Source organism: 'Nostoc azollae' 0708, assembly GCF_000196515.1.
In the GTDB taxonomy this organism is placed as follows: domain Bacteria; phylum Cyanobacteriota; class Cyanobacteriia; order Cyanobacteriales; family Nostocaceae; genus Trichormus_B; species Trichormus_B azollae.
Genome location: NC_014248.1, coordinates 4,701,284 through 4,724,351 on the forward strand (window position 1 = coordinate 4,701,284; position 23,068 = coordinate 4,724,351).

General features: G+C 38.9%; 18 protein-coding genes, 1 tRNA gene and 3 pseudogenes. 19 read left to right on the top strand and 3 right to left on the bottom strand.

Translation table 11 applies throughout. The annotated features are described in order from the left end of the window. Positions 1-46: 46 nt before the first annotated feature. From AAZO_RS41770 to AAZO_RS21905, 3 genes are all read left to right on the top strand, one after another. Positions 47-346 (top strand): pentapeptide repeat-containing protein, encoded by a 300-nt coding sequence (locus tag AAZO_RS41770; RefSeq protein ID WP_049790893.1) that lies wholly within the window; start codon positions 47-49, stop codon positions 344-346. A gap of 18 nt (positions 347-364) precedes the next feature. After that, on the top strand, positions 365-616 hold the full coding sequence (locus AAZO_RS41775; RefSeq protein WP_081462860.1) for a pentapeptide repeat-containing protein: 252 nt from the start codon (positions 365-367) through the stop codon (positions 614-616). Positions 617-805: 189 nt separating this feature from the next. Then, entirely contained in the window at positions 806-1,618 is an 813-nt protein-coding gene (locus AAZO_RS21905; RefSeq protein ID WP_013192855.1) for a carbon-nitrogen hydrolase family protein, read from the top strand. A 306-nt stretch (positions 1,619-1,924) separates the two neighbouring features. On the opposite strand, the gene fba is transcribed toward AAZO_RS21905, so the two are convergent. Beyond that, positions 1,925-2,998 carry a class II fructose-bisphosphate aldolase gene (fba, locus tag AAZO_RS21910; RefSeq protein WP_013192856.1) on the bottom strand — a complete coding sequence of 358 codons (1,074 nt, stop codon included), beginning with the start codon at positions 2,996-2,998 and terminating at the stop codon, positions 1,925-1,927. 118 nt (positions 2,999-3,116) lie between these two features. Between fba and AAZO_RS21915 the strand changes: the two genes are divergently transcribed. The 14 genes and pseudogenes from AAZO_RS21915 (at position 3,117) to AAZO_RS21970 (ending at position 17,135) form a co-directional block, all read left to right on the top strand. After that, positions 3,117-3,326, top strand: coding sequence for a hypothetical protein (locus tag AAZO_RS21915; protein WP_013192857.1), 210 nt, complete (start codon positions 3,117-3,119; stop codon positions 3,324-3,326). A 245-nt stretch (positions 3,327-3,571) separates the two neighbouring features. Continuing rightward, positions 3,572-5,008 (top strand): annotated as a pseudogene (locus tag AAZO_RS31880) (IS66 family transposase). A gap of 9 nt (positions 5,009-5,017) precedes the next feature. Beyond that, positions 5,018-5,356 (top strand): annotated as a pseudogene (locus AAZO_RS21930) (arginase family protein); the annotation flags it as partial. Between the two features lie 99 nt (positions 5,357-5,455). After that, positions 5,456-5,605, top strand: coding sequence for a hypothetical protein (locus AAZO_RS42935; RefSeq protein ID WP_338026963.1), 150 nt, complete (start codon positions 5,456-5,458; stop codon positions 5,603-5,605). 270 nt (positions 5,606-5,875) lie between these two features. After that, the gene (locus tag AAZO_RS42940; RefSeq protein ID WP_338026964.1) at positions 5,876-6,100 is read left to right on the top strand and encodes a hypothetical protein; all 225 of its coding nucleotides are present in this window, start codon (positions 5,876-5,878) and stop codon (positions 6,098-6,100) included. 21 nt (positions 6,101-6,121) lie between these two features. Beyond that, positions 6,122-9,797 (top strand): annotated as a pseudogene (locus AAZO_RS44220) (AAA domain-containing protein). After that, the gene (locus tag AAZO_RS39845; protein WP_228371358.1) at positions 9,781-9,918 is read left to right on the top strand and encodes a hypothetical protein; all 138 of its coding nucleotides are present in this window, start codon (positions 9,781-9,783) and stop codon (positions 9,916-9,918) included. The pseudogene AAZO_RS44220 and the gene AAZO_RS39845 overlap by 17 nt, the downstream one beginning before the upstream one ends. Positions 9,919-10,236: 318 nt before the next feature. Continuing rightward, positions 10,237-10,506, top strand: a complete 270-nt coding sequence (locus tag AAZO_RS39850) for a hypothetical protein (protein ID WP_228371359.1) — start codon at positions 10,237-10,239, stop codon at positions 10,504-10,506. 192 nt (positions 10,507-10,698) lie between these two features. Then, positions 10,699-11,061, top strand: coding sequence for a phospholipase D-like domain-containing protein (locus tag AAZO_RS39855; RefSeq protein WP_041641831.1), 363 nt, complete (start codon positions 10,699-10,701; stop codon positions 11,059-11,061). Positions 11,062-11,244: 183 nt separating this feature from the next. Continuing rightward, on the top strand, positions 11,245-11,493 hold the full coding sequence (locus tag AAZO_RS39860; protein ID WP_041641835.1) for a hypothetical protein: 249 nt from the start codon (positions 11,245-11,247) through the stop codon (positions 11,491-11,493). Between the two features lie 279 nt (positions 11,494-11,772). After that, entirely contained in the window at positions 11,773-12,912 is a 1,140-nt protein-coding gene (gene gshA, locus AAZO_RS21955) for a glutamate--cysteine ligase (RefSeq protein WP_013192858.1), read from the top strand. Positions 12,913-13,167: 255 nt separating this feature from the next. Next, positions 13,168-13,629 carry a tRNA (cytidine(34)-2'-O)-methyltransferase gene (locus AAZO_RS21960; protein WP_013192859.1) on the top strand — a complete coding sequence of 154 codons (462 nt, stop codon included), beginning with the start codon at positions 13,168-13,170 and terminating at the stop codon, positions 13,627-13,629. A 921-nt stretch (positions 13,630-14,550) separates the two neighbouring features. After that, positions 14,551-16,917 (top strand): peptidoglycan DD-metalloendopeptidase family protein, encoded by a 2,367-nt coding sequence (locus AAZO_RS21965; protein ID WP_013192860.1) that lies wholly within the window; start codon positions 14,551-14,553, stop codon positions 16,915-16,917. Positions 16,918-17,061: 144 nt separating this feature from the next. Continuing rightward, positions 17,062-17,135 (top strand) — tRNA-Met (locus tag AAZO_RS21970). Between the two features lie 329 nt (positions 17,136-17,464). Here the strand turns inward: AAZO_RS21970 and AAZO_RS32960 are convergent. Together AAZO_RS32960 and AAZO_RS21985 are read right to left on the bottom strand one after the other, a co-directional pair. Further along, positions 17,465-18,489 (bottom strand): IS630 family transposase gene (locus tag AAZO_RS32960; protein WP_420807076.1). Its coding sequence is split into 2 segments (ribosomal slippage): positions 17,465-18,045 and positions 18,045-18,489, totalling 1,026 coding nucleotides; the frame shifts between segments, so codons are not numbered across the junction. 835 nt (positions 18,490-19,324) lie between these two features. Next, positions 19,325-21,388, bottom strand: a complete 2,064-nt coding sequence (locus AAZO_RS21985; protein WP_013192862.1) for an amylo-alpha-1,6-glucosidase — start codon at positions 21,386-21,388, stop codon at positions 19,325-19,327. Between the two features lie 332 nt (positions 21,389-21,720). On the opposite strand from AAZO_RS21985, the gene AAZO_RS21990 reads away from it, so the two are divergent. Together AAZO_RS21990 and AAZO_RS21995 are read left to right on the top strand one after the other, a co-directional pair. Continuing rightward, positions 21,721-22,332: a peroxiredoxin gene (locus AAZO_RS21990; protein ID WP_013192863.1), complete on the top strand. Its 612-nt coding sequence runs from the start codon at positions 21,721-21,723 to the stop codon at positions 22,330-22,332. 108 nt (positions 22,333-22,440) lie between these two features. Further along, positions 22,441-23,007, top strand: coding sequence for a peroxiredoxin family protein (locus AAZO_RS21995; RefSeq protein ID WP_013192864.1), 567 nt, complete (start codon positions 22,441-22,443; stop codon positions 23,005-23,007). Positions 23,008-23,068 lie beyond the last annotated feature (61 nt).

The following is a 23,068-nucleotide window of genomic DNA, read 5'->3' on the forward strand; positions in this document are numbered from 1 at the left end:
AAAATTAGGTCAGCCTCAGGTTGATATTTATGCAGGGTTGAATGTGATGATTTTGCTGTTGGAATTACAGCGATATACTCAAGAAAATCATGTATTCCTTGAGTACATCATTTTCTATGCGTCTGGTCAACCCCAAGCAGATAGTTTAAGATCAGATTTGCTGAAAATTATTAACTACTGTAATTGCTTGCAGGAAGATAGTTTTAAAAGTATTGTTGGGCAATTTTTCAGTGCTACTCACTTGCGAGCTAGTTATCTCTTCCAAGCAGACGTGAGTCACACTAATTTGAGCCAAGCAGACCTCAGCCGCACCTATTTGTTGAAAACTAACCTTAGTGCTGCTTAATTAACTGCTTATAGGCTCATTCAAACATACTTGGCAGGTGCTAACCTGAGTAATGCTAACCTCCAAGATGCTGACCTGAGTCGAGTAGACCTAAGTGGTGGTAACTTGACAGGTGCTAATCTCAGCGGTGCATATCTGATGGATGCTAACTTAAGCCATGAATTGTTTGGTGATATGCGCTGGGATAAAAATACTAACTGGGAAGATGTAGAGGGGCTAGAAACGGCTAACAATCTGCCAGCAGCCTTAGAAAAACTTTTGGGAGAATAATGAACGTAAAAATAGCTGTAAATAGTTTCCTAGAATCAACAGGAATATTAAGATAAGACGCTAGGGATAGCTGAGATAAGTATTTTCCAGAAAAGCGTAATTTACGCAATTCTGACTAGCCTCCACCAATCTGGAAGTAACGATATATTTGAGAATCTATCCCGTAATCCACTGTTTGTTATTGAATCTATGAAGTCTTATTTAGCCGCCGCTATTCAAATGACTAGTGTGCCAGATCTACAGAAAAACTTGACACAGGCAGAAGAACTAATCGATCTGGCCGTGCGTCAGGGTGCAGAGTTGGTGGGTTTGCCAGAAAATTTCTCTTTTATGGGTGAGGAAAAAGATAAACTCGCTCAAGCGGATGCCATTGCTCAAGAAACAGAAACATTTTTGGAAAAAATGGCGCAACGCTTTCAAGTTACTATCCTGGGCGGCGGTTTTCCTGTCCCTGTTGATAGCATCGGCAAAGTTTACAACACGGCTTTACTCATCGCTCCCAACGCTCAAGAACTTGCGCGCTACCACAAAGCACACTTATTTGATGTGAATGTCCCTGATGGTAACACCTATCAAGAATCTAGCACTGTCATGGCTGGTAAAGAATTGCCTCCAGTCCATTTCTCGGAACAATTAGGTAATATCGGACTTTCTATTTGTTATGATGTCCGCTTCCCAGAACTATATCGCCATTTAGCAGACAAAGGAGCCGATGTTGTTTTTGTTCCTGCGGCTTTTACTGCTTTTACAGGTAAAGACCATTGGCAAGTATTACTACAAGCTAGAGCAATAGAAAATACTTATTACGTAATTGCACCAGCCCAAACAGGTACTAACTATGCCCGTCGTCAAACCCACGGACACGCAATGATTATTGATCCTTGGGGGACAATTTTAGCTGATGTAGGGGATAAACCAGGAGTTGCGATCGCAGAAATCAAACCAACTAGATTAGAACAAGTCCGTCGCCAAATGCCATCTTTACAGCATCGGGTGTTTTAGGAACTCCGATAACCTACCCTAATTTCTCAAAAACATTCTCTTGTCCCCATGCTTTGCATGGGGACAAGTTTAGAAGCAGAGCCTCATAAAAAAATAACCAATCGCAAAAAATAACCAATCGCTGAGTGAGCAGGATAAGCAGAGTGAGAAGAATCTGATAGTCGTCTTAGATGGAGGAATTGGGTAATTTAATTTTTGGAGTTCCCTAAGATAAAAACAAAAAACCGGGAAACTTTAAAGCCACCCGGTTTATTTATTTCTGTAGAGGCATTGTAATAATTAGCCTCTATTTATTCCTGGAAAAAATTAAACTTTAGCAGCCGCTCTCATTACCAATTCGCCTTTAGCATACTTAGCAGCAAAATCTTCTAAAGAAATCTGCTTAATCTTGCTTGCATTACCAGCAGTACCAAACTGCTCATAGCGATCAGCACAAACCTTCTGCATATATTTAATGGAAGGCTTGAGGAAGTGACGGGGGTCAAATTCCTTGGGATTAGCTGCTAATGCTTCACGGACAGCCGCAGTAATAGCTAAACGGTTATCAGTGTCAATATTTACCTTACGTACACCACTCTTGATACCTTTTTGAATTTCTTCTACAGGTACACCGTAAGTTTCAGGAATAGCACCACCAAATTCGTTAATTAGCGCAATCAAATCTTCAGGTACAGAAGAAGAACCGTGCATTACCAAGTGGGTATTAGGTAAGCGGCGGTGAATTTCTTCAATGCGGCTGATAGCCAAGATTTCACCAGTAGGCTTACGGGTAAACTTGTAAGCACCGTGGCTAGTACCGATAGCAACAGCTAAAGCGTCTACTTGAGTTGCTTCCACGAAGTTAACAGCTTCATCAGGGTCAGTTAAAAGTTGAGAGTGGTCAAGAGTACCTTCAAAACCATGACCATCTTCAGCTTCACCAGCGCCGGTTTCTAGAGAACCTAAACAGCCTAATTCACCTTCAACGCTGACACCCAAAGAGTGAGCTACGTTGACAACTTCGCTGGTAACTTTAACGTTATACTCAAAGCTTGCAGGAGTCTTAGCGTCAGCTTCTAAAGAACCATCCATCATCACGCTGGTGAAGTTGTTTTTGATTGCTGAATAGCAGGTAGAAGGAGCATTACCATGATCCTGGTGCATGACAATGGGGATCTGAGGATAGGTTTCTACTGCTGCCAAAATCAGGTGGCGCAGGAAGTTTTCTCCTGCATAATTACGTGCGCCGCGAGAAGCTTGTAAAATTACAGGGCTGTCTGTTTCAGCCGCTGCGTTCATAATGGCTTGAATCTGCTCTAAGTTGTTTACGTTAAAAGCGGGTATGCCATAACCATTTTCAGCAGCGTGATCCAAAAGTAGCCGCATTGGTACAAGCGCCATATATAATCCTCCTAATTTGGGTATCAGCTAGTCAGCTTAATAGAAGCGTAATCTTTATCTTAATGTAATTGTTACGCTAATCTTAAGAATTTTTTCAACTTATAGGAAATTATATCTAGTGGCGGGTGTTTATATTGAAAAAGTTTACTGTTGTACTATAATTAACAGTAATCTATGGTTTGCAGGTACTTTTGTAGTGTTAGGTACTGTCAAGGGAGTTCATATGGTAGCTTGGGATACCTTCATCTGGGAAAGGGGGGTAAGTCGGGGGACAAGTAAGCTGTTACGCTGTGATCGCACTGTTGAGTTGATGGGAGCATCCCAATGAAAGCAAAAATCACGGGACTCATTCAAAAACCCTTTGAAGCTCTCTTTCCTTCGCATTCTTTGCGTCTTTGCTGTTTATTTATTTCATGCCTTGGATGGGAGAACATAAAAAGAGTATCTCACTCAAGAGCTAGGTGTCAGCATTAGCGAATTGATAGAAGAATCCTGACGGCGATTAAAATTGCTGTCAGGATTCAGGTGGTGGGGTATTGAAAAGTGTGATAAGTGAGGCAGAATATAGCAGTTATGGAAAAGAAGCTGCCACCAAAACTAGACAGAGAGATATTGAAGCAGTTGGGAACAGAGCAACTGGTAGAAATTATTATTGACCAGGGGAAAAGTATAGAGAAGCTAACAAATAGAGTAGTAGAACTGGAAAAAGAAATAGAGAAACTCAAAGTCAGTAGACATTTAGAGACCATAACATCATCCAAACCACCGTCGGGAGACATCCTCAAAGAAACCGAGAACAAACAAGAAGAGAAACCAGAAGAGAACCAGACACGAAAACGGAAATCAGGAGGACAACCAGGGCATAGGGGAAAAAGGAGAAAGGTCTTTGGTGGAGTAGATAGAATATATTTGAGATGGTGGGACAGCAAGTGTGTAGATGGTGAGGTCAGAGGCAATTCTTTGGCGAACCAATAAAAGTGGAAACACAACAAGTCGGGGAGTTGGTGCACAGGCCAATCCAAATAGTAGAATATGAAAGATATACGTGGATTTGCAGTGTGTGTGGGGAAACAGAAAGGGCACACTGGTCACCAGAGATAGTACCGGGACAAGATATAGGAATCACAGGACAAGCTTTTTTGGGATGGATCAATAACTAGGGCCATTGACCCTATGAAAAGCAACACTTGTTGTTGTGGGCACTGGGTCAAATAGAGATTGGAGTGGGAACATTAGTAGGTACCAATGAAGGAATAGATGGTCCAGTGGCTCAAAGTATTCATAGCCTCAAACAGTGGATAAAACAAACCCAGCCTCATATCCTTGGGGATGAAACACCCTGAGTAGTCAAAGGGGTGAAACAATAGTTATGGATTTTTGCCAATAGTGACTTCCCTTTATTTCATGAGCCTGATACTCTTTGTCCTGGCGAATTAGAATCCATTGTGGGTTCAAGTTACTCTGGTGTACTCAGTTCTGATGACTTTACTGCCTATAACGGTTATGCGGTCACAGCTCAACAGAAATGTCAGGCACATCTACCCTACCCCGTCACTTCAAGACACTAATCAAGATTCCTGGCTTCAATCACCAAGAAATTGGCACAAAATTCATGGACCTCATAGATGAAGGTTTTAAAAACTACCCTTTATTCCAACAAACCCAAAACCTTCATGAATTCTTGACTTGGCCATCCTAGTTTCAACCAAAAGTTGAATCTTCCATTCATTCATTGATCAAGCCCTAGGGGAACCTGGTAAACTTTTACCTTCCTTAGGCAATAGACCTTGATCATAATTTAGCTGAACCAAGGTTAGGTTTAGCACTGACACAACGAAAAGTCTCTGGTAGTCTCTTTCTCTGGAGCTATTCCAACATCCTGCCAATTTATTGACGGTTATACAAACTTGTCGTCCTCAAGCACTTTCTCTAATTGAGTTTTTTGACCAACCTATGAAAGCCATCGTTCACTCTGCCTTGCATACACCTTCTTTAATCCCTCTTCCTTAGACCTGAATCCTTACCTTTCCTGGAATAAAACAAAAAAGTGATTTAGATGTTCCTTTACCAATAAGAATGGAAAACAATGCTTACTTACAAACCTTGGCTAATTACCTACCAGATTTCTTATCAGAAATTAAACCAGATATAGTATTTTATGATGCTGGAGTTGACACCCACATAGATGATAAACTCAGCAAACTAGCCCTAACAGACACAGGCATTTTTCGCAGAAAAATGCAAGTTTTAACCACCTGCTGTGTTAGTGCCGGTTATCCAGTAACTTGCGTCATTGGTGGAGGTTATGCAGATGATATAAAGAAGTCCCTAGTTTGGAGACATTCCCTATTACATTGAGCAGCTAGTCAAACCTACCACCAATTTCATCTCTAACTCCGAAAATCAATCAAATTCCTCAGTGCAGAAGTGCAGTGAGCACAAAATCCAGGAGCATTCATGCCAAATTTACCAAAGAACAAAAACACAGAAACCTGGGGATACACCTTAATAAATTCCACAATTGATAATTTAATTCGCCACCTTGAAGGTCAAGAAACACTGAAGTCATACCCCGAACTTAGAGAACGGCGAGAACGCGCTCAATAATTAATACTTGAATGTGTAGGTAAACAACCTTGCCTATTTTATATCCGTCGTCAAGGTGCTGCAAAAGAAAAAGGAGAAGAAATTTGGGATTTAACAATAGCTACAGATGAAAGTGAATTTCCATTACCCAAAAGACTCAAATAGTTAAATAAAACTCTAGGATTTAGAGCCGTAGTCAAAAAAAATGGCTCTAGCGGGTTAAAAATTATCTCAGCTTATTTATTACAAACCTCACGGGGACAAGCCGATACTTATCCTTTACCATTGTCCTTGCAATTACTTCCAAATGATCATTATCCTATTGATATTGCTCCCAAATTATTGGCACAAATAGCCAAGATGCCAATATGGGGCAATCATGTACCGACAGAAGATCAATTACAAGCATGGAAAGCATTTTTAAAAGTTGAGGAAAGAATTGCTAAAGCCAGACGATTTTGTGTATATTGCATCAATTATAAATATACTGAAAATAAAAGAGAAATCGCCTTATAAATTAATACCAGCTCAGCCACGATGGGTCAGAAGATAACTGTTCAGAAATAACTAGAAAAGTTGTGGGAATGAGTAAAGCAGGGAAAAAATCAAGATATCAAATTTTCTGATTCTATTGCCACAGAAAAAAATCGGCGCAGTAGTCGTCAATTAGGAACTATTGAAGAAATTGACCCAAAGCATAATCTTATAAACATCAGAATAGAGCGAGATCTAGTTGAATATATAGAAACAGAAAATTACCAACTACCAAAAACAGGATATTTATTTTTTGATGCTGCTGGTGATATCAAACAGATTGAACGTAAATAAAAAGCCTTAGAACAGTTAAGACAAGGACGCACACATAATCCCTATTTAGGTGACTTCCTATTTGACGCTTACCAGGCTAGACCTATACAAAAAACTGTCAAACTTAAAGCCAAAGATCTGTTATTATCTGCTGCAAATTCAGGTCAAAAAGCATCTGTCGAAAAGGTACTCGCAGCCGATGATTTAGTTTTAATTCAAGGACCACCAGGAACAGGTAAAACTACTGTAATAGCCGAGATTTGCTATCGAATTGCTTTACGGGGTGGGGTGGACGCACATTAATTACATCTCAAGCTAATTTAGCAGTTGATAATGCCCTAAGTAGATTAGTTCATAATCCTGTAATTCGGGCTGTTAGAAAAGGAAAAGCTGAAAAGATCGGGGAAGAAGGACAAGCATTTTTACAAGATAAAGTAATTGATAGATGGCTAGAAAATCCCGCCACCAATTGCGAAAATAATCTTGCCAAACGACAAGAGAATATCAAAATTCTTCGTAAATTATTAGTCTTAGAAAAAGAATTCGCAGAATATTTTCAAGCTGAACCAGAGTTCAATCAACAAGAAGATGAATTCAAAGAAGAGAAGGAAAATATAGATATAATCTGTAAGAATCAAGAACTTGTGTATAATGAGGCCTTAACCCAAAAAGCTGCAATCGAATCCTTAACTAGAAATTTTGATAAACTGCTAAAATCTAGAGAGAATATCAATTGGGATAGTTCAGAAGTTAAAGAATTTTTACCACTTCTTCAACCCTGTCAAGAAGGAAAGCATCAAGTAGAAAATTTACGTGCAAATGTTCGTCAAGCTATTAAATATACAGATGTACTTGGCTTTGTTAGTCCTGTAAGTGGTGCATTTGGTTTAGCGGTTTGGTTACGTGAAACTATAGCAACAGAGATTTCTGAATTTAAACCAGCATTGATTTATGCTAATGATGGGACTATACCTATGTCAGAATTAGCTATAATAGTATATTAGTAAATATTTTCAAACAGACTTCTACATATTTGCATCAGTTACAAACAGAGTATCAGCAATCTCTAAATCAAGGACAATACTTGCAACCAACTATTAAAATGTAGGAAAACTATAAACGAGAAATTGATTATATTATCGAAGCAGTTATAGAATGGAAAATTACAGCTTATACCCATCTTTATCAATTGTTGAAAGACTGTCAGCAATCTAATTTGCCACTAACTGATAATATGCTGAACCTTGCACTAGGTTTAGTGATGTTTGCTAATAGTTTAAAGTTACCACCCATACCAAATAATTACCAAATTAAACTAACAGATTAGCAACCGTTAGCAAAAGCAATCTCTTATGAAATAGAGAGTAAGTTTAGTGATAGACAGGGTAATCGGTCTAATTTTAGTTATTTTTTACAACGGAATTTCAGTCAAATTCCTATAGTGCTATCAAAAAGTGAGCGCACAAAATGGCAAGAGATTTATCAAAAGTTTGAAGATTATCAATTCCTAACCTCTAAACAACGGAAATTGCTGGTTGAAAATACCCAATTTTTCTTAGATAAACTGAAAAAAACCTACAGCACAGCTTATGAGTTAAATAACCTTGACTCTACTTTAACTCGAATTACACAAGAAATATTAGATATTATTCTAGCAAATACCCGTCAATGCGTTTCAAAAATCAAAACCCAAGCCGAACAAAAACTTAATATTCTACAGAAACAACAACAAAAGTTATATGGAAACCCCAACAATGATATTACACAAGGACAAATTTTGGAAACTCAATCTCCGGTAAAAAAAGCTAGTCAAGATGCTAACTTCCAACTTATAAAAGTTTTCAATATCTTGGAAAAACTGAATAAACAACCAAGAATACCAGCCCAATTACATAATCTCACGCAACAATATTTAGCCACACAATCCAATATTTCAGAACTGCATCAATAATTTGCCAAGCAAGTTAGGTTGTGGTAAAATAGTATAATTCAACTTAAAATATTAATTCCCTCACTAGAACTTTTACTATCTACTATATTAGAGATGATCAAATAATCTCTAAATAAACAATTACTGCAACTTAAAAAAGAAACTAGATCTGTCCTGCAAACAATCAAAGAAGCACAAACTAAAATAGATGAATTAGAACAGCAATTACAACTACTACAGACACCAGTTGCTTTAATCAAAGAACGTAATTAGTGGGAAATAGTATGGCAAGAAATACCTGATAAATTCAAGGTGAGAAAGCCAGAAACTGATTTATTCAACCTAGAATCTTTAAACCTATTTTTAACTAGGTTTTATATTTGGCAAAAACAACTATAACATGAAGAAAACTATCTGCAAAAATATCAGAATTTTGTCCGAAATTGGATTACAAAACTACATCAACCTTCAGAACGTGATAGTAAAGATTTGAGACGAATTTATTTAGATAATGCTAACGTAGTTGGTATCACCTGCGTTCAAGCTGCAAATTACAACTTCTCTGAAGAATTCCAATCTTTTGATGTTGTCATTATTGATGAAGTTAGTAAATGCACTCCTCCAGAATTACTAATTCCCGCTTTAAAAGGTAAAAAATTAGTCATGGGAGGAGATCATCGACAACTACCACCCATGCTGGATACTAGCACCGTTGAAGAAGTTGCTGCCAAAATTAGACATACAAGAGAAGAAATGCCATTTTTAGAAGAATCATTATTTAAAAGTCAGTTTGAAACTGCTGATTCAAGCATTAAACAAATGCTAAATACCCAATATCGAATGAACCCAGACATCATGGGAGCAACCAATCAATTTTATGATGGTAAATTAGAATGTGGAATTTCAGGACCTGATAGTAAACGCGCTCATTATCTAGCAGGGGAAATAATTAAGCCATAACACCATTTAATTTGGGTAATAACGCCCAGAGAAAATATATTTCAACAAGAACGTTTGGGGACTTCATCTTTTAATGTTAAATAAATTGATTTCATAGAAAGAATATGTCAGCAATTTGAAAATATTTGGAGTTCTAAAGTTACCAACTGTGAACCCAAAAAGAAAATAGCTGTAATTACATTTTATGGCGCTCAACTCAGAAAAATTGATGAACGTTTAAAATCTAAACTTTTCCCTTCATTACAAATAAAAACAGGTACAGTTGAGAAATTCCAAGGAATGGAAAGACCAGTTGTAATTGTCAGTATAGTGCGGAATAATTATCAGGGAGACGTGGGATTTGCTAAAAAGCCAGAACGGCTAAATGTGGGTTTTTACCGCGCTCAACAACTGCTGGTAATTATCGGTTTTCACGATTTCTTCACCAGCAAACCAGGTACAGTTGGTGGTGTGTATTCGGAAGTTGCCAATATTGTAAGTCATCATGGAGGTTTTGTTGATGTTTCTTGCTTCTAATACTAAACCTATTGGTGAAAATCTCAAAAAAGCTGTAACAGAAATTGAAGAGCAAAGTGCTAGTTTATCAGTTTTAGCTGCACGTCAATTTCGCTATAGTTTGCGTCAAAATACTGTATAAATAACTATGAGAAAACCCCGCGGATTTAGTGTAATAGGAAAATTCATTATCCATGCTGGTATTGAGTTTACTCCTCCTCCAACAGCCAATAAATTAGCTTCTGTACTTGGACTTAATTCTGTATTTGTAAACAGCACTATTGCAACTCTTCAGACATTATAAACCATGGCTGTAGAATCACCAATTACAGTTACTGAAGAAGGGCGTTTATTTTATGAGAGAGGAACTGTAACCCAGCCACCATAATCTGTTCAAATTTATGCTGTTACTGACTTATTAGGTGGAAATATTACCTTTCAATCTGAATCATTAAATGATGTGACAGTCAACTTACCTGATTTAGCAACATTTGTAATTATTGAAAATAAAATAAACAATATTTCTTCCTTAAACCTTGAAAAAATACAGCCGATTATTCAAAATTCAGGTTTTGCGTTTCATGTACCAGCAGACGGGAAAATAGTTACTGCCTTTAAAGCAATACCACCAACTCAAACTTTTTGGAAAACGATATCTGTATTTGTGATGTTCAATGCACTGGAAGAAAGATTGAGTATCCAAATCAGAAACGGTAAGAAAATTTTATAACTAGCATCAAATTGGCTAGAGCAACTGCTAAATGAAGGGAAAATATCCTTGCAGTCATTATCTAAATGATCAGACGAATCTATCAATTTTGAGTGAGAGACAGTTCTGAATCAGAAAAATAGAGAAATAGAATTCAGAGTAGATAAGATTCGTCAACAGACTCTAGAAACTGCACAGACAACAGGTACAGCGGTGCAGTTACGTCATGGACAAATTGCTGAAGCTTTTTTAGAAGTTTTAAATTCGGCAAAACATCAAATTCTCATCTATTCTCCTTGGATAAATCACGCTGTGCTCGATGATAAATTTATAACTCTGCTACAAAAATTAGTAAATCGTAGTGTGGGTATTTTAATTGGGTATGGAATTGCGCGACGACAAGAAGATGAAGAAAAACCAATACCACCGCAAGTTCAGCATAAATTACAAGCAGTAAAAACACCTGAATGTTTACCAGGTATACAGATTTTTGGGTTAGGAAATTCTCAGGTTACGGAAGTCATAGTTGATAGAAAAATTCATCTTTGCAGTTATCATAACTGGCTTTCCTATTGAGGTGATTATCTACCACGGGGTGAATGAGTTTATAAGGTTACAATTCCTGAGCAAGTTCAAGAAGCATATCAATTTCTCCCTCATCGCTACCAATACCACGCTCAGGAATTATGGAAAAATGCTTTACAAAATAGTGATTTTCAAATAGCTGTAGAAGCCCTATGTATTTGGGGTGCGTTGGGTATGACAGATTTGGGAATTAAACAAATAGAAGAAAATAACTGGCTGGAACTTCTATCGGTGTGGCTAAATCTTGTACATCAAGGAATAAGGACAAGGAATTTATCCGATATATCACTAAGTTTACAAACTTCCCTTTTATTCTTAAGTCAGATTTCAAGTGAAGAGACGTTTATTGATTTATTACATCAGGGATGGTGTGCAGTTTTGCAGACTATCGCTCAACAAAATCCTCAAATAGTTGTCAACTGACTCAGCGGTGAAATATGGGCGCAATTTATCCGCCTCAAAATTGCTCAACCAGATGAATTACCAGATCAATTTATATTAAAACAAACAACACATCAGAAGCAAGAAAAAAAAACCAGAACAAAAAAAGGGATAGCAACTAATCAATGAATCAAATCAGTATTTATCTGTGTTTATCTGCGGTCAATAAATCTAATCCTCAATTTCACACAATTACTGTGATGCAAAAAATCGTCTAATTCGATACAATTTATTCAAATAAGGAGAGCCGAGGAAAAAAAAGTGGTCTTAACAAAAGGCTTTGAAATTGAGATGTATACTGGCACGCCTCAAGGTGAAATTGTCGGACTCTCCGACCAAATCATCACAGATTTAGAAGGATTTATGCGGGAGCCAGATAGCCGCAACGTAGAGTACATAACTAGTCCATCTACCAATTATGAATCTCAATTGTGTGGGTTGCTGCGTCCTCGGCAGGAGTTGCGTAAATATTTGCAGCGATTGAACAATTACACATTAATACCAGGCAGTACCCTATCCTTGGGTGGAAGCGATCACTTTCATCGTTCCGACCCAACTAACCCCTATCATGACTACATTGAGCAAACCTACGGCACAAAAGTAGTCACTGCCAGCGTACATATTAATATTGGCATCAGCGATCCAGAAATCTTAATACGTGCCTGTCAAATTATTCGCCTGGAAGCACCTTTATTCCTTGCCCTGAGCGCCTCATCACCATTTTTAGATGGAAAAGCCACAGGCTATCATTCCACCCGTTGGGGACTCTTCCCTCAAACCCCCAATTATGTACCCTTATTTGCCAGTCATGCCCATCATATTCAATGGGTAGAAGAACAGCTAAAAGCCGGAACAATGCAAAACGTCCGGCATTTGTGGACATCAGTCAGACCAAATGGTGATCGCCGTCCTTATAATTTAAATCGTCTAGAACTGCGAATTTGTGATTTAGTCACAGATCCCATTTCCTTATTAGGAATTACGGCCCTCCTGGAAGCACGATTGCTACAAATTATCGACAACTCCAACATCGACCCCCTCAGCCAAAGCAGTTTTTCCCCAGAAGAACTAATTACCTTAACCACTAAAAATGAAATGGCAGCAGCCACATCCAGTCTAGATGCCCAATTACAACATTGGCAAGATGGTAGTACCATACTCGCCAGAGACTGGGTCGCCCAACTATATCAAGAAGTTTGGGGCATAGCCAAACAAAAAGGCTTCAGTTGTTTCCTTTCCCCCGTACACAAAATTCTCCGCGAAGGCAACGAAGCCCAACAGTGGTTACATCTACACAAAATTGGTGTTGATGCCCAGCGAGTCATTAACCAGGCAATTATCGCCACCCAAGAACGAGAACAGGAACTAGAAAACAAATTGTGTTCCTCTTTGCTTGCTTAGAGGCGATTGAGAACTGGGGATTGGGGGTTGGGGACTAGTGACTGGGAAGAAGAAGAGAAATTTCTCTTCTTCTTCCCTCTTTTTCCCTCATTTTCGGTTTTAAAAATCTAATCTTTCCCCAGAGATTAGTGCCTATTAACAAAACCTATAAGTCATATCTGTCTGTCTAGGGGTAGATTTTGTTTCATATCGTCATCAATCCTGATATTCTCCCCTTACCTACTAGTTTTTGAATTTTTAATTTTGAATTTTTATATGCCCCAGATAGTCTTAGTTAACCCACAAATTCCACCCAATACAGGTAATATTGCCCGTACTTGTGCCGCTACAGGGACGGAGTTACACCTAGTTGGTCCTTTAGGCTTTGAAATTAGTGATCGCTACCTCAAAAGAGCAGGTTTAGACTACTGGCCTTATGTCAAACTCCACTATCACGAATCTATGGAAGCATTCCAAACCATCCATCAGCAGCGTGGCGGCAGATTGTTAGGCTTTACAGTCCGTGGTAGTTTTAACTATATCAATTATCAATTTCAAGCCGATGATTGGCTATTATATGGCAGTGAAACCACAGGCTTACCAGCAACCGTTCTCAGTACCTGTGACTCCACACTCTACATACCCATAGATGAACCCGGAGTTCGCAGCTTGAATCTATCCATCAGTGTAGCTATCGGCTTATTTGAATCCCGCCGTCAGTTAGGCTATTTAACTTAAGTTCTGCAGATAGCAAAGCAATAATATTAGGCAAATTGTTTACAATAGTTAAAAATTGGTTACGTATAAAAACTCATATATCTTCAACAACAATAGCCATAGATAAAAGACCAAAAAGCCTATCTCATAAACCTTTCACCATCTAGAACCTCAACTTGCCACTGGTATAGTCATATATGAAATACTTAAGTCACATCGGAGAAGATTCAGCGATATTACGTAAACTAATCATTGGTGGGGTCAAGTGCCAATACCCTTCCTACCTAAGTAAAAAAACCAGATTAGTTGAATGAGAGATATATAAGAAATTTGTATATTAGCTTTGATTCCTAGTGAATAGTCAATGATAGATTTTAGTGAATTCAAATTCTGTCTAGCCTAGAGATAAAATCAATCAAAGCATTTACTGGAAAGCATTTTAGCTATTTATATCCTTAGACACAACCATAGGACTCAAAAATCCTTAGTAATGTGTACGGTTGTTTTTTAGGGAAGAAACAACGTAAAGTCTCCAGTTGATAAGACGGATTGAATAAAAAAACCTAGAAAATATCTACAGCAGGAACATAGTTTTGTCGGAAATCGGCGCAGACCAAATGCCAACAGCTAAATTGGACTCAGCAAAGCTATCATATTTGTCTGGATCCCGCTGGAAAAGCAAAATCAGCAACGATAACTGTCAACAACGAACAATCCTGGATTGTATGAGGAGTGGTTACAGACAAGTCAATACAAGAATTTTAAGGTTTACAAACAAGTATGAACTTGTCTAAATCAGAGAAGCAGGTTAATCTTGCCTAAGTATCTCTGGTGAAAGTGATCTTGATATATCGTTTGATGTGATCTCAATCATGGATTAATATCCAACTAAAAAAATCAAGGTCAGTTAAGCGAAGCGTGATCATTCATAGGAGGTCGTCTTTGAAACGAGCATTGAAGAAGAGAGTAAAGGCTGTGTTAAACAATAACCCCAACAGCGATGCTGCCCCGGTCGAGCAGTTAAATGAGACAAATCACAAAGCAAACTGCCGGGCTAGAACCCAAGCCGCTATGATAGGCTTGGCAATCTCAATGGGCGCAACCAGCCTTTTGGTGACTCGACAAAGCGATCAAGCCCAAGCAGCGGCTCCTGTTGGCAGTCAAAAAGCAGCCTCAACGATTCCTGCTGTTTCTGACACTGAGATAAAATTTGCCGCCACCAAGCTGGAGTCCCAAGCAGTCTCTTCAGCGAGGTTGCCTGAAAATCCTGTTATTCTGGAACCAACAGCAGTTTCGCAAGTGCCTGGGCTTGAAGCTAAATGGCCGATTACAGTCAACGAAATGGCTGTCCAAATTCCTACATCAGAAGCTGACAAAAATGCTATCTACTTGGAATCCCACGTAAATCAGGGATTTAAGACTAACTCAGTTCAATCCAGATTACAAACAGCCAACCAATTACCTGAAATCAGAGTACAAAAACTATCCAGCAGTCAAGGTATTGCAGGTTCTCAACCCACAACCGTAATTGTGGAATCAGCAAACACAGTCAGCAATGATGTTGATGCACAACTGAAAGCGCAGCAAGAATTTGCCCTGAATCGCTTACAGGAAAAATCGAACCGATTAAAAAATCGTTTAGCCGAGTTGCGGTCTAACGATACTCAAAAGCTACCACAAACTCGTAAGATTGAAATAGCACAACCAACAACTGTAGCTGACAAAACTGTAGCAGCACAATCGGAAGAAGCGACAGATAGCAGCCAAGCTAGTTTGATATCCAGGTTAAAAGAGGAAAAACAAACAAGTGCAGGAATGCAGAAGGTAACATCATCTGCACCAGCCGCACCTAAAGTTGTTGCCCAATCATTTGGGACAACCTATGAAGTCAGACCTGGAGATACATTAGCTGAGATTGCCAGTAATTACGGTATTTCAGTCTCAGAACTAGTTAAAGCTAATAATCTAGCAGACCCCAATCAATTACAAATCAGTCAACAACTGATTATTCCCACAGCTATAGCAGAACGGAGCAGTTACGACCAGTCAACTCTAGCAGTTCAGCGTACTTTCGTCCAGTCCAACAATATTGCCACAGTTGCTAGTTCTCCTCTGAACAAACTTGATTTAGATGCCAGTCTACCTCAAGTCTCACAGCCATCAGGAGTCAGAAATAGCAACTCTGCTGTTATTTCTATTCCCAAAGTTAAGGAAAACCAATTTCAGGTCAATACTCCGGCTGCTACCACCAATAGCGTTAGCATTACTGTCCCTGTAGCTCACGATAATGAGCAACAGTCAGGAGAAAATGACCTATCTTCCCCTATGCCTTATAGTGTTGGTGGTGAAACTCCATCACGCGATCGCGTCACCAAAATCCCAACGGCTCAAAAACAACCTCAAAAGGTAGCCAAGGTCAAAGGTAACGAACGTCTCCGCAGCTTACAAGTAGAAATTGAGAGACTACGCGAAAAATATCGTCCTCAAGAGTCTGGTGTAACTGTACAAACACCGAGTGCAAGCGATGATTCCACAGCGCCAGTTGCAATCGAAATAGGCAATCTATTTGCCCCCTCTAGAGTTAATTCTCAACGGAATGCGGTAGCAATTCCTGTACCAAGACCAATACTACCCAGTTACAGAGAACAACCTGTTAAGCCCCAATTGCGTGCTGCTCGTCCCATGAACGAGCCAATTAACCCAGAATTCCTGCCCAATCAAACAACTTCATCTGGTAATTTTGATCGCAATAACTCATCTGGTATCAGATTGGTTGTTCCTTCTCCTAGTCTTAACTCGACCGACTCCTTGGGTAAATTGCGAGGAACCAGAGTATCCCCAGCATTACCACCATTAGCGGCAGTTGATTTATACCTGCCTAAAAATGTTGACCAAAATAGTAATCCTCAATCTACCTCTTCAGCATCTTACATTTGGCCTGCTAAGGGTGTTCTCACATCTGGCTATGGTTGGCGCTGGGGCAGAATGCACAGAGGTATTGACATTGCTAACGGTGTAGGCACACCAATTTATGCATCTGCTCCCGGTGTGGTAGAAAGAGCAGGTTGGAATAACGGTGGTTATGGCAATGTGGTTGATATCCGTCATCCCGATGGTAGTATGACTCGTTATGGTCACAATAGCCGAATTTTAGTGCAAGTAGGTCAACAAGTGGAACAAGGGCAAACTATTGCTGCTATGGGTAGCACTGGTTTTAGCACTGGACCTCACAGCCACTTTGAAGTCCACCCAGCAGGTAAGGGTGCAGTGAACCCAATTGCGTTCCTACCATCACAGGCACGTCTATAAAAGCCTGGCTGTTTGTTAACTAAGTAATTGTCTTGTTCGTGGAGGGAGATTTGCTCCCTCTTTTATTTTGGGAGAAAATTTTGATTTGGGAATTGCCATAGCGAGAATCGTATGCTATCTTAATATAAGTTGATAAAACAACACGGCTCAGTAGCTCAGTTGGTTAGAGTACGGGACTCATAAGCCTGGGGTCGTCAGTTCAAATCTGACCTGAGCCATTTTAAAAATCCATTAATAACTAACCGCAAATGTATGTGGATTAAGACAGATATTGAATCTGTGTTTTGTTCTAAGCAGCAATAGTACAAGCAGGCACAAGGAAAGAAAGTAAACTTTATCATTCACCTAGTTGAGATTTTATTCCTTGGGCGAAATAAAACCAAATTCGGTAAAAATCCCGTGATACTATTCTTGATCAGTAGTGACAAAAGTTAATCCTGATTTGGAATCAGCAGTATGCCCCATATGCCATTTTAGGAATAAAATAAATATTGATTATGATCTTTAAGATTAAAATACTTACACAAATATAGGAATAGTATTTGATTTATGAAAATGCTCCGTACATCTGGAGAGACGGAAAATCAAAGGTAGTGTTTTGAATGAACCACTCAAAGATCCTCTTAAGATGAGAAAATGTTGGGATTAAAGCACAAAAACGTCGCAGCCAAGTTTTCCCTTGCAACCAAACATCTTCTATGGGGTTTTGAGAGGGACAGTTAGGAGCAAAGCGGACGCAATAAATTTTCCATTGCTCTAAAGGTAAACCTTGGTTAATAGATGCTAAAAAATTTTGAATTTCTTTTGAAAAATGATAACTAGCTCCATCCCAAAAAATAAGTAATTGTTGGTTAGGTGACTCTTCTAGTAAATAGCTGAGAGAATCAATAGTATTTTTTGAGTTAGCTGTATCATAGGTTCTCAACAATAAATTTTTACCTAAATAGTCAACTGCTCCATAATAAGTTTGTTTATCTCGTTCGTTACTAATACTAATTGGAATGCTTATTTCTTGGTCAGTTCTACCCCAAACATATCCAATGCTATCTCCCCAAAGTAAATGACACTCATCTAATAGTAAAACTCTCAATAGCCCAGCTTCTATATCTTCTCGGCGGCTCGCCAAAAATCATGAAATCTCTTTTTTTTTGCGGCAACTGCTTCTTCATTAGCTTTTGGATTTGCTGAAGATGTTTTCTTCCAACTAATTCCTGCCGCATCAAACAAGTCGTAATAACTACGTTTTGATTCATAAAGTACATCATGTTCAAAAGCCAATTTATACTCAAGTTCGCCAAGGTCCCAACATTCCTTCGTTTGTAACCAAGCCAGTACTTCTTCTCTTTGTTGAGTATTCAAGTAGCTTTTTCTCCCTTTGTGTTTCAGGCGCAGTCCTAAAATTCCATCTTTCTCATAGGCTTGTTTCCATGTTGTTATTGAACCAACTGAAACATCTAAAATTGTTTGAATTTCCTCATACTTGTAGCTTTGATAAACCAGCTTCACTGCCAATGCTTTTCTTACTTCCCTTGCATCTGGACGCTCATCTATAAATTCTGGTAGTTCTGCAATTTTAGATTGTAGCTCCTGGTTGATGATTGTTAGCTATTAGACAAGACACTTTCTCAGTATTATCTCTTAGTCTTTTTCAAAAATCAAATATGATTTCTATATTCTAAAGAATAGCTTTCTAAATTGGGAAAATAGTGTTTAGCCAGAAGCCAAGTACAATCAAATTGTAAATCTTCCCAAGTTAAACCAACTTGTTTAAAACTCCCCTTGAGGATATCTATATCATGTTCTGCATAGTGACAGATAATTTTTTTATCTTGAACAATAGTTAGAAATTCTGCTTATAAGGTTTTTACATCTTTGAGATGTAAAACACTTTGAAATCCATGGGAATTACCATCACAAAAAACTTCATAAATTACCACACCTTGACTAGACCTCTTGCAGAATTAACTTTATGTTATAATTATGGGCATTTATCTTTGTTTTAGCCAAGAATTAGAGTTACAGGGTTATGTTTGAATTAGGGAGCCCAAAGAACACCAAAAATACATAAAATCTAAAACTCTCTATCATACCCCAGAAACAATTTTGCATGAGGTCTACTATCAATAATAGCTAATTCACTTAAAATCAGGTTGCCTTCCCTATCTAAAACAACAAAATCCATACGATCTTACTTGTAAGTAATTTTTTTGGTGGTTGTCATAAATTAGATCATAAGCTATAAAATACCAAGTAGGCAATTAAACAGGCAATTATTACGACTTATCAACTACAAAATAATACCTGTATAGATGCTAATATTCTAATTAATGTAAATAACGCTTCATAGCCCTTATCTTTCTCTTTGCGTCTTTGATGCTTTGCATATTTGCACGAAAAACCTTACGAATCATCTAAAATAGCGTATCAGTTCAGCAACAGACCAAGCTTGAGCGATCGCACCCCTGGATATATGCGGTGTATCACCATCAAAAATCTCCGAAATTGAACCCAGACAAGCACTAGATAAGAAGTGATCTAAAAGTGGTTGCCAGTCAAAAGGTATGGGTACTTCCGGGTAAAAACGCTCCCAAGACCGGACATAAGAGCCAATCAACCAAGTCCAAACGGTACCTTGGTGATAAGAGCGATCGCGTTTATGGGGACTACCCTCACATTTTCCTACATATTCTGGATCACTGGGATCTAAACTACGCAAACCGTAAGGAGTCAATAATCGAGAAGTTGCCAAATCCAAAACTTGACGACCTTGCTGTTGAGAAAAACCGCAATGATGTAAAGATAAAGCCAAAACTGCATTGGGGCGAATTTGCGAATTCCGGTGATCATCTGGGTCAATGAAATCGTACAAATAACCTAGTTGTGGATTCCAGAACTTTTGCAACGAATTTTTTACCTGTTCTGCTTGCCGTGCGTAGCGTTGTGCTTGATTAGTCAAAGGTAAAAAATTACCTGCATCTATTTGGCTTAATCGTTCTGCCCACTGACTCAACCAACATAAAGCCGAATACCACAGAGCATTGATTTCTACTGCTTTACCCCAGCGGGGTGTAACAGGTAATCCTTCCACCAGTGCATCCATCCAAGTCAAAGCCACACCATCAGCATCCCAAGAAATTAGCCCATCAATGGCATCAACTTGGATATTGTAGCGAGTACCACCAATAAAAGCTGTGTGAATTTGCTGCACAACTGGAAATTGCTCTACCAAAAACTGCCAATCTTGAGTAGCTTCTAAATAAAGTCCTAAAGTTTCAATCCACCACAAAGCAGCATCAATACTGTTATAAAAAGGTTCGCTATCAACATCGGGAAAAGCATTGGGAATCAGCCCATGACGACAATAACGGGCAAAAGTTTGTAACAGTCCTTTTGCTATTTCAAAGCGTTGTGGAACTAGTGTCAATCCCGGTAAAGCGATTAAAGTATCTCGTCCCCAATCACCAAACCAGTGATATCCCGCAATCACCGTAGGGCCAGCTATAGAATCTCGATAGACAATAAATTGATCACTGGCTTTAAGTAGGGTTTGGTGAATTGGGGACTGGAGACTAGGAAATGAGGGATTTTCTCCTCTGCTCCCTGCTTCTTCTTTCCAGCCGAAAATTCGAGTAAGTCTTTCTTGTTCTGCGTCTACTGCTTCTGCAAAACTATCAGGGGAAAGAATTGCTGGTTGAGAGTCGGGTAAACCTACTTGAGCTTCTAGGGTGACAGTATCTCCTGGTTGGAGGTTAACTGTTAAAGAACCGGGACTATAAAGGTCTTGGTGATCGCCTAATCCCCGTTTTGTTTCTTCGGGTAAACTATAATTCCAATACCATAATCCATCGGATTGATACTCTCCTTGTGTCCAGCGCAGATGCCAAGGTGTACCAAATTGACCACCATCATTTATTTGCAAACAAACCATCTGTTGATTGACCAATTGAGAAAACTGTATTTCTTTACAGCCAGTTTGTTGATGATGAAAATTGCAATCGCCTATAAACAATCTTAGTTTTAAAATCCCTCGCTCCTTACCCTCATACCGATATTGAATCAAAATTCTCTGGGTATTGGGAAGTGGTAATTTATTCTTCCCTGCTCCCTGCTCCCTGCTCCCCTGCCTTTCCCAGTTCCCATTTGGCATCACGAACTGTCTAGTTAACTGCCAGTTATCCCCACTCCAAACCCATTTGGGAACAGGGTTAATATCGAAATGGTGCAGGAATTTATAGCCTCTGGGTTCAATTTCACCACTACCCCAAATATTTGTTCCCAGTGCTATTGCTTTTCCAGTTATTTCTAAACTTGCTTCCAAATGGGAAAGTAAGAATTTTCGGACAGAAGGTGGATTCGTAGCCGCAAATAACCAACCATGATAGGTCCTTGTATGCACATCCGAAACTGTACCACTGGCAAAACCACCCAAGCCATTGGTTAATAACCATTCTCTAGTATCTAAATCCGTCATTGGCTACTCAAAATCGTAATGACTATGATATAGTTGTAACAGATCGTAATTAAACTGTCAGAAAGCCTACTCCTGAAGGCGTGGGCTTGAAAAGCCCTAATCTGACCAGACTAAGTACCTTGTTGGGTACTACGTTAGAGGTAAGAGTTCAAGACCTACCAAGGGATGTGAAGCTAGTCCTTTGCTCTAGAACCGAACAGTTAAACATCTAAGGGTTAAGGAAGTGCTGTTTGGATAGTTACCGACCTCTAACATTATCAAAGCTAACTTTACCGGAGAACCGCGAACCTACGCGCTAAAAAATGGATATAAGTTGAAGGAGAACTAGGTTAATGACGCTCACTTACGGAACAGAAGGATGCCTTCGCGTTGGTCAGCAGGCTCCCGACTTTACAGCAACTGCTGTTATGGATCAGGAATTTAAGACAATCAAACTTACCGACTATCGCGGTAAGTATGTCGTCCTGTTTTTCTACCCTTTAGACTTTACCTTTGTTTGCCCCACTGAAATCACAGCATTTAGCGATCGCTACGAAGAATTCAAGAAGCTTAACACAGAAGTTCTCGGTGTTTCTGTTGATAGCGAATTCTCACACCTCGCTTGGATTCAAACAGATCGTAAATCTGGTGGTGTAGGCGATTTAAATTATCCCCTAGTTTCCGATATCAAAAAAGAAATTAGCGCTGCTTACAACGTTCTCGACCCCTCAGCTGGCATTGCTTTGCGTGGTTTGTTCATCATTGATAAAGATGGTGTAGTTCAACACGCTACTATTAATAATCTTGCCTTTGGTCGTAGCGTTGAAGAAACTCTGCGTACATTACAAGCCATTCAGTACGTTCAGTCTCATCCCGACGAAGTTTGTCCTGCTGGTTGGCAACCTGGAGAAAAAACAATGATTCCCGACCCTGTGAAGTCTAAAGTTTATTTCACAGCAGTGTAGGTTACTGGGGACTGGTGACTGGTGACTGGTGACTGGGCAAGAGTTTTTCCCAATCACCAATTACCAATCCCCGATTAATTATTAGCTTTTAATTTGTAATATTTATTTATGCTGACATCCACATATTTTACTGGCTTATTTAATGAGCGATTCTTCCGTAATCTTTTACCAAAACCAGCATTAGATGATTTCAGATTGGGAGTAGGAACACCAGACTTTAAATTATCAGATATCACCAATAATCGTACCTTAAAATTATCAGATTATCGCGGTAAACAACCTGTTTTACTTGCATTTACCCGAATTTTCACAGAAAAACAATATTGTCCATTTTGCTATCCCCATATTAAAGCTTTGAATGAAAATTATGAGGAATTTACAAATCGGGGAATAGAAGTCTTAATGATTACTAGCACCGATAGAAAGCAAAGTCAAATAGTTGTGCAAGACTTAGGTTTAAAAATGCCTTTATTGAGTGATCCTAGTTGTTATGTTTTTCGGACTTACAAAGCAGGACAAGCATTAGGAGCACCTTTACCAGCGCAGTTTGTATTAGATAAAGATGGTAAATTACTTTACAGGCATTTATTTTCTTTTTTAGATCACAATGCTAGTATAGAGACATTACTAGAACGATTCAATTCAGGAAAAGTGGATAAGCTATCGCGCATTTAAAGCTACTTGATATTAATTATTTCCCTGAAAACCTGTAGGATAGGAATTGATAATTAAATTT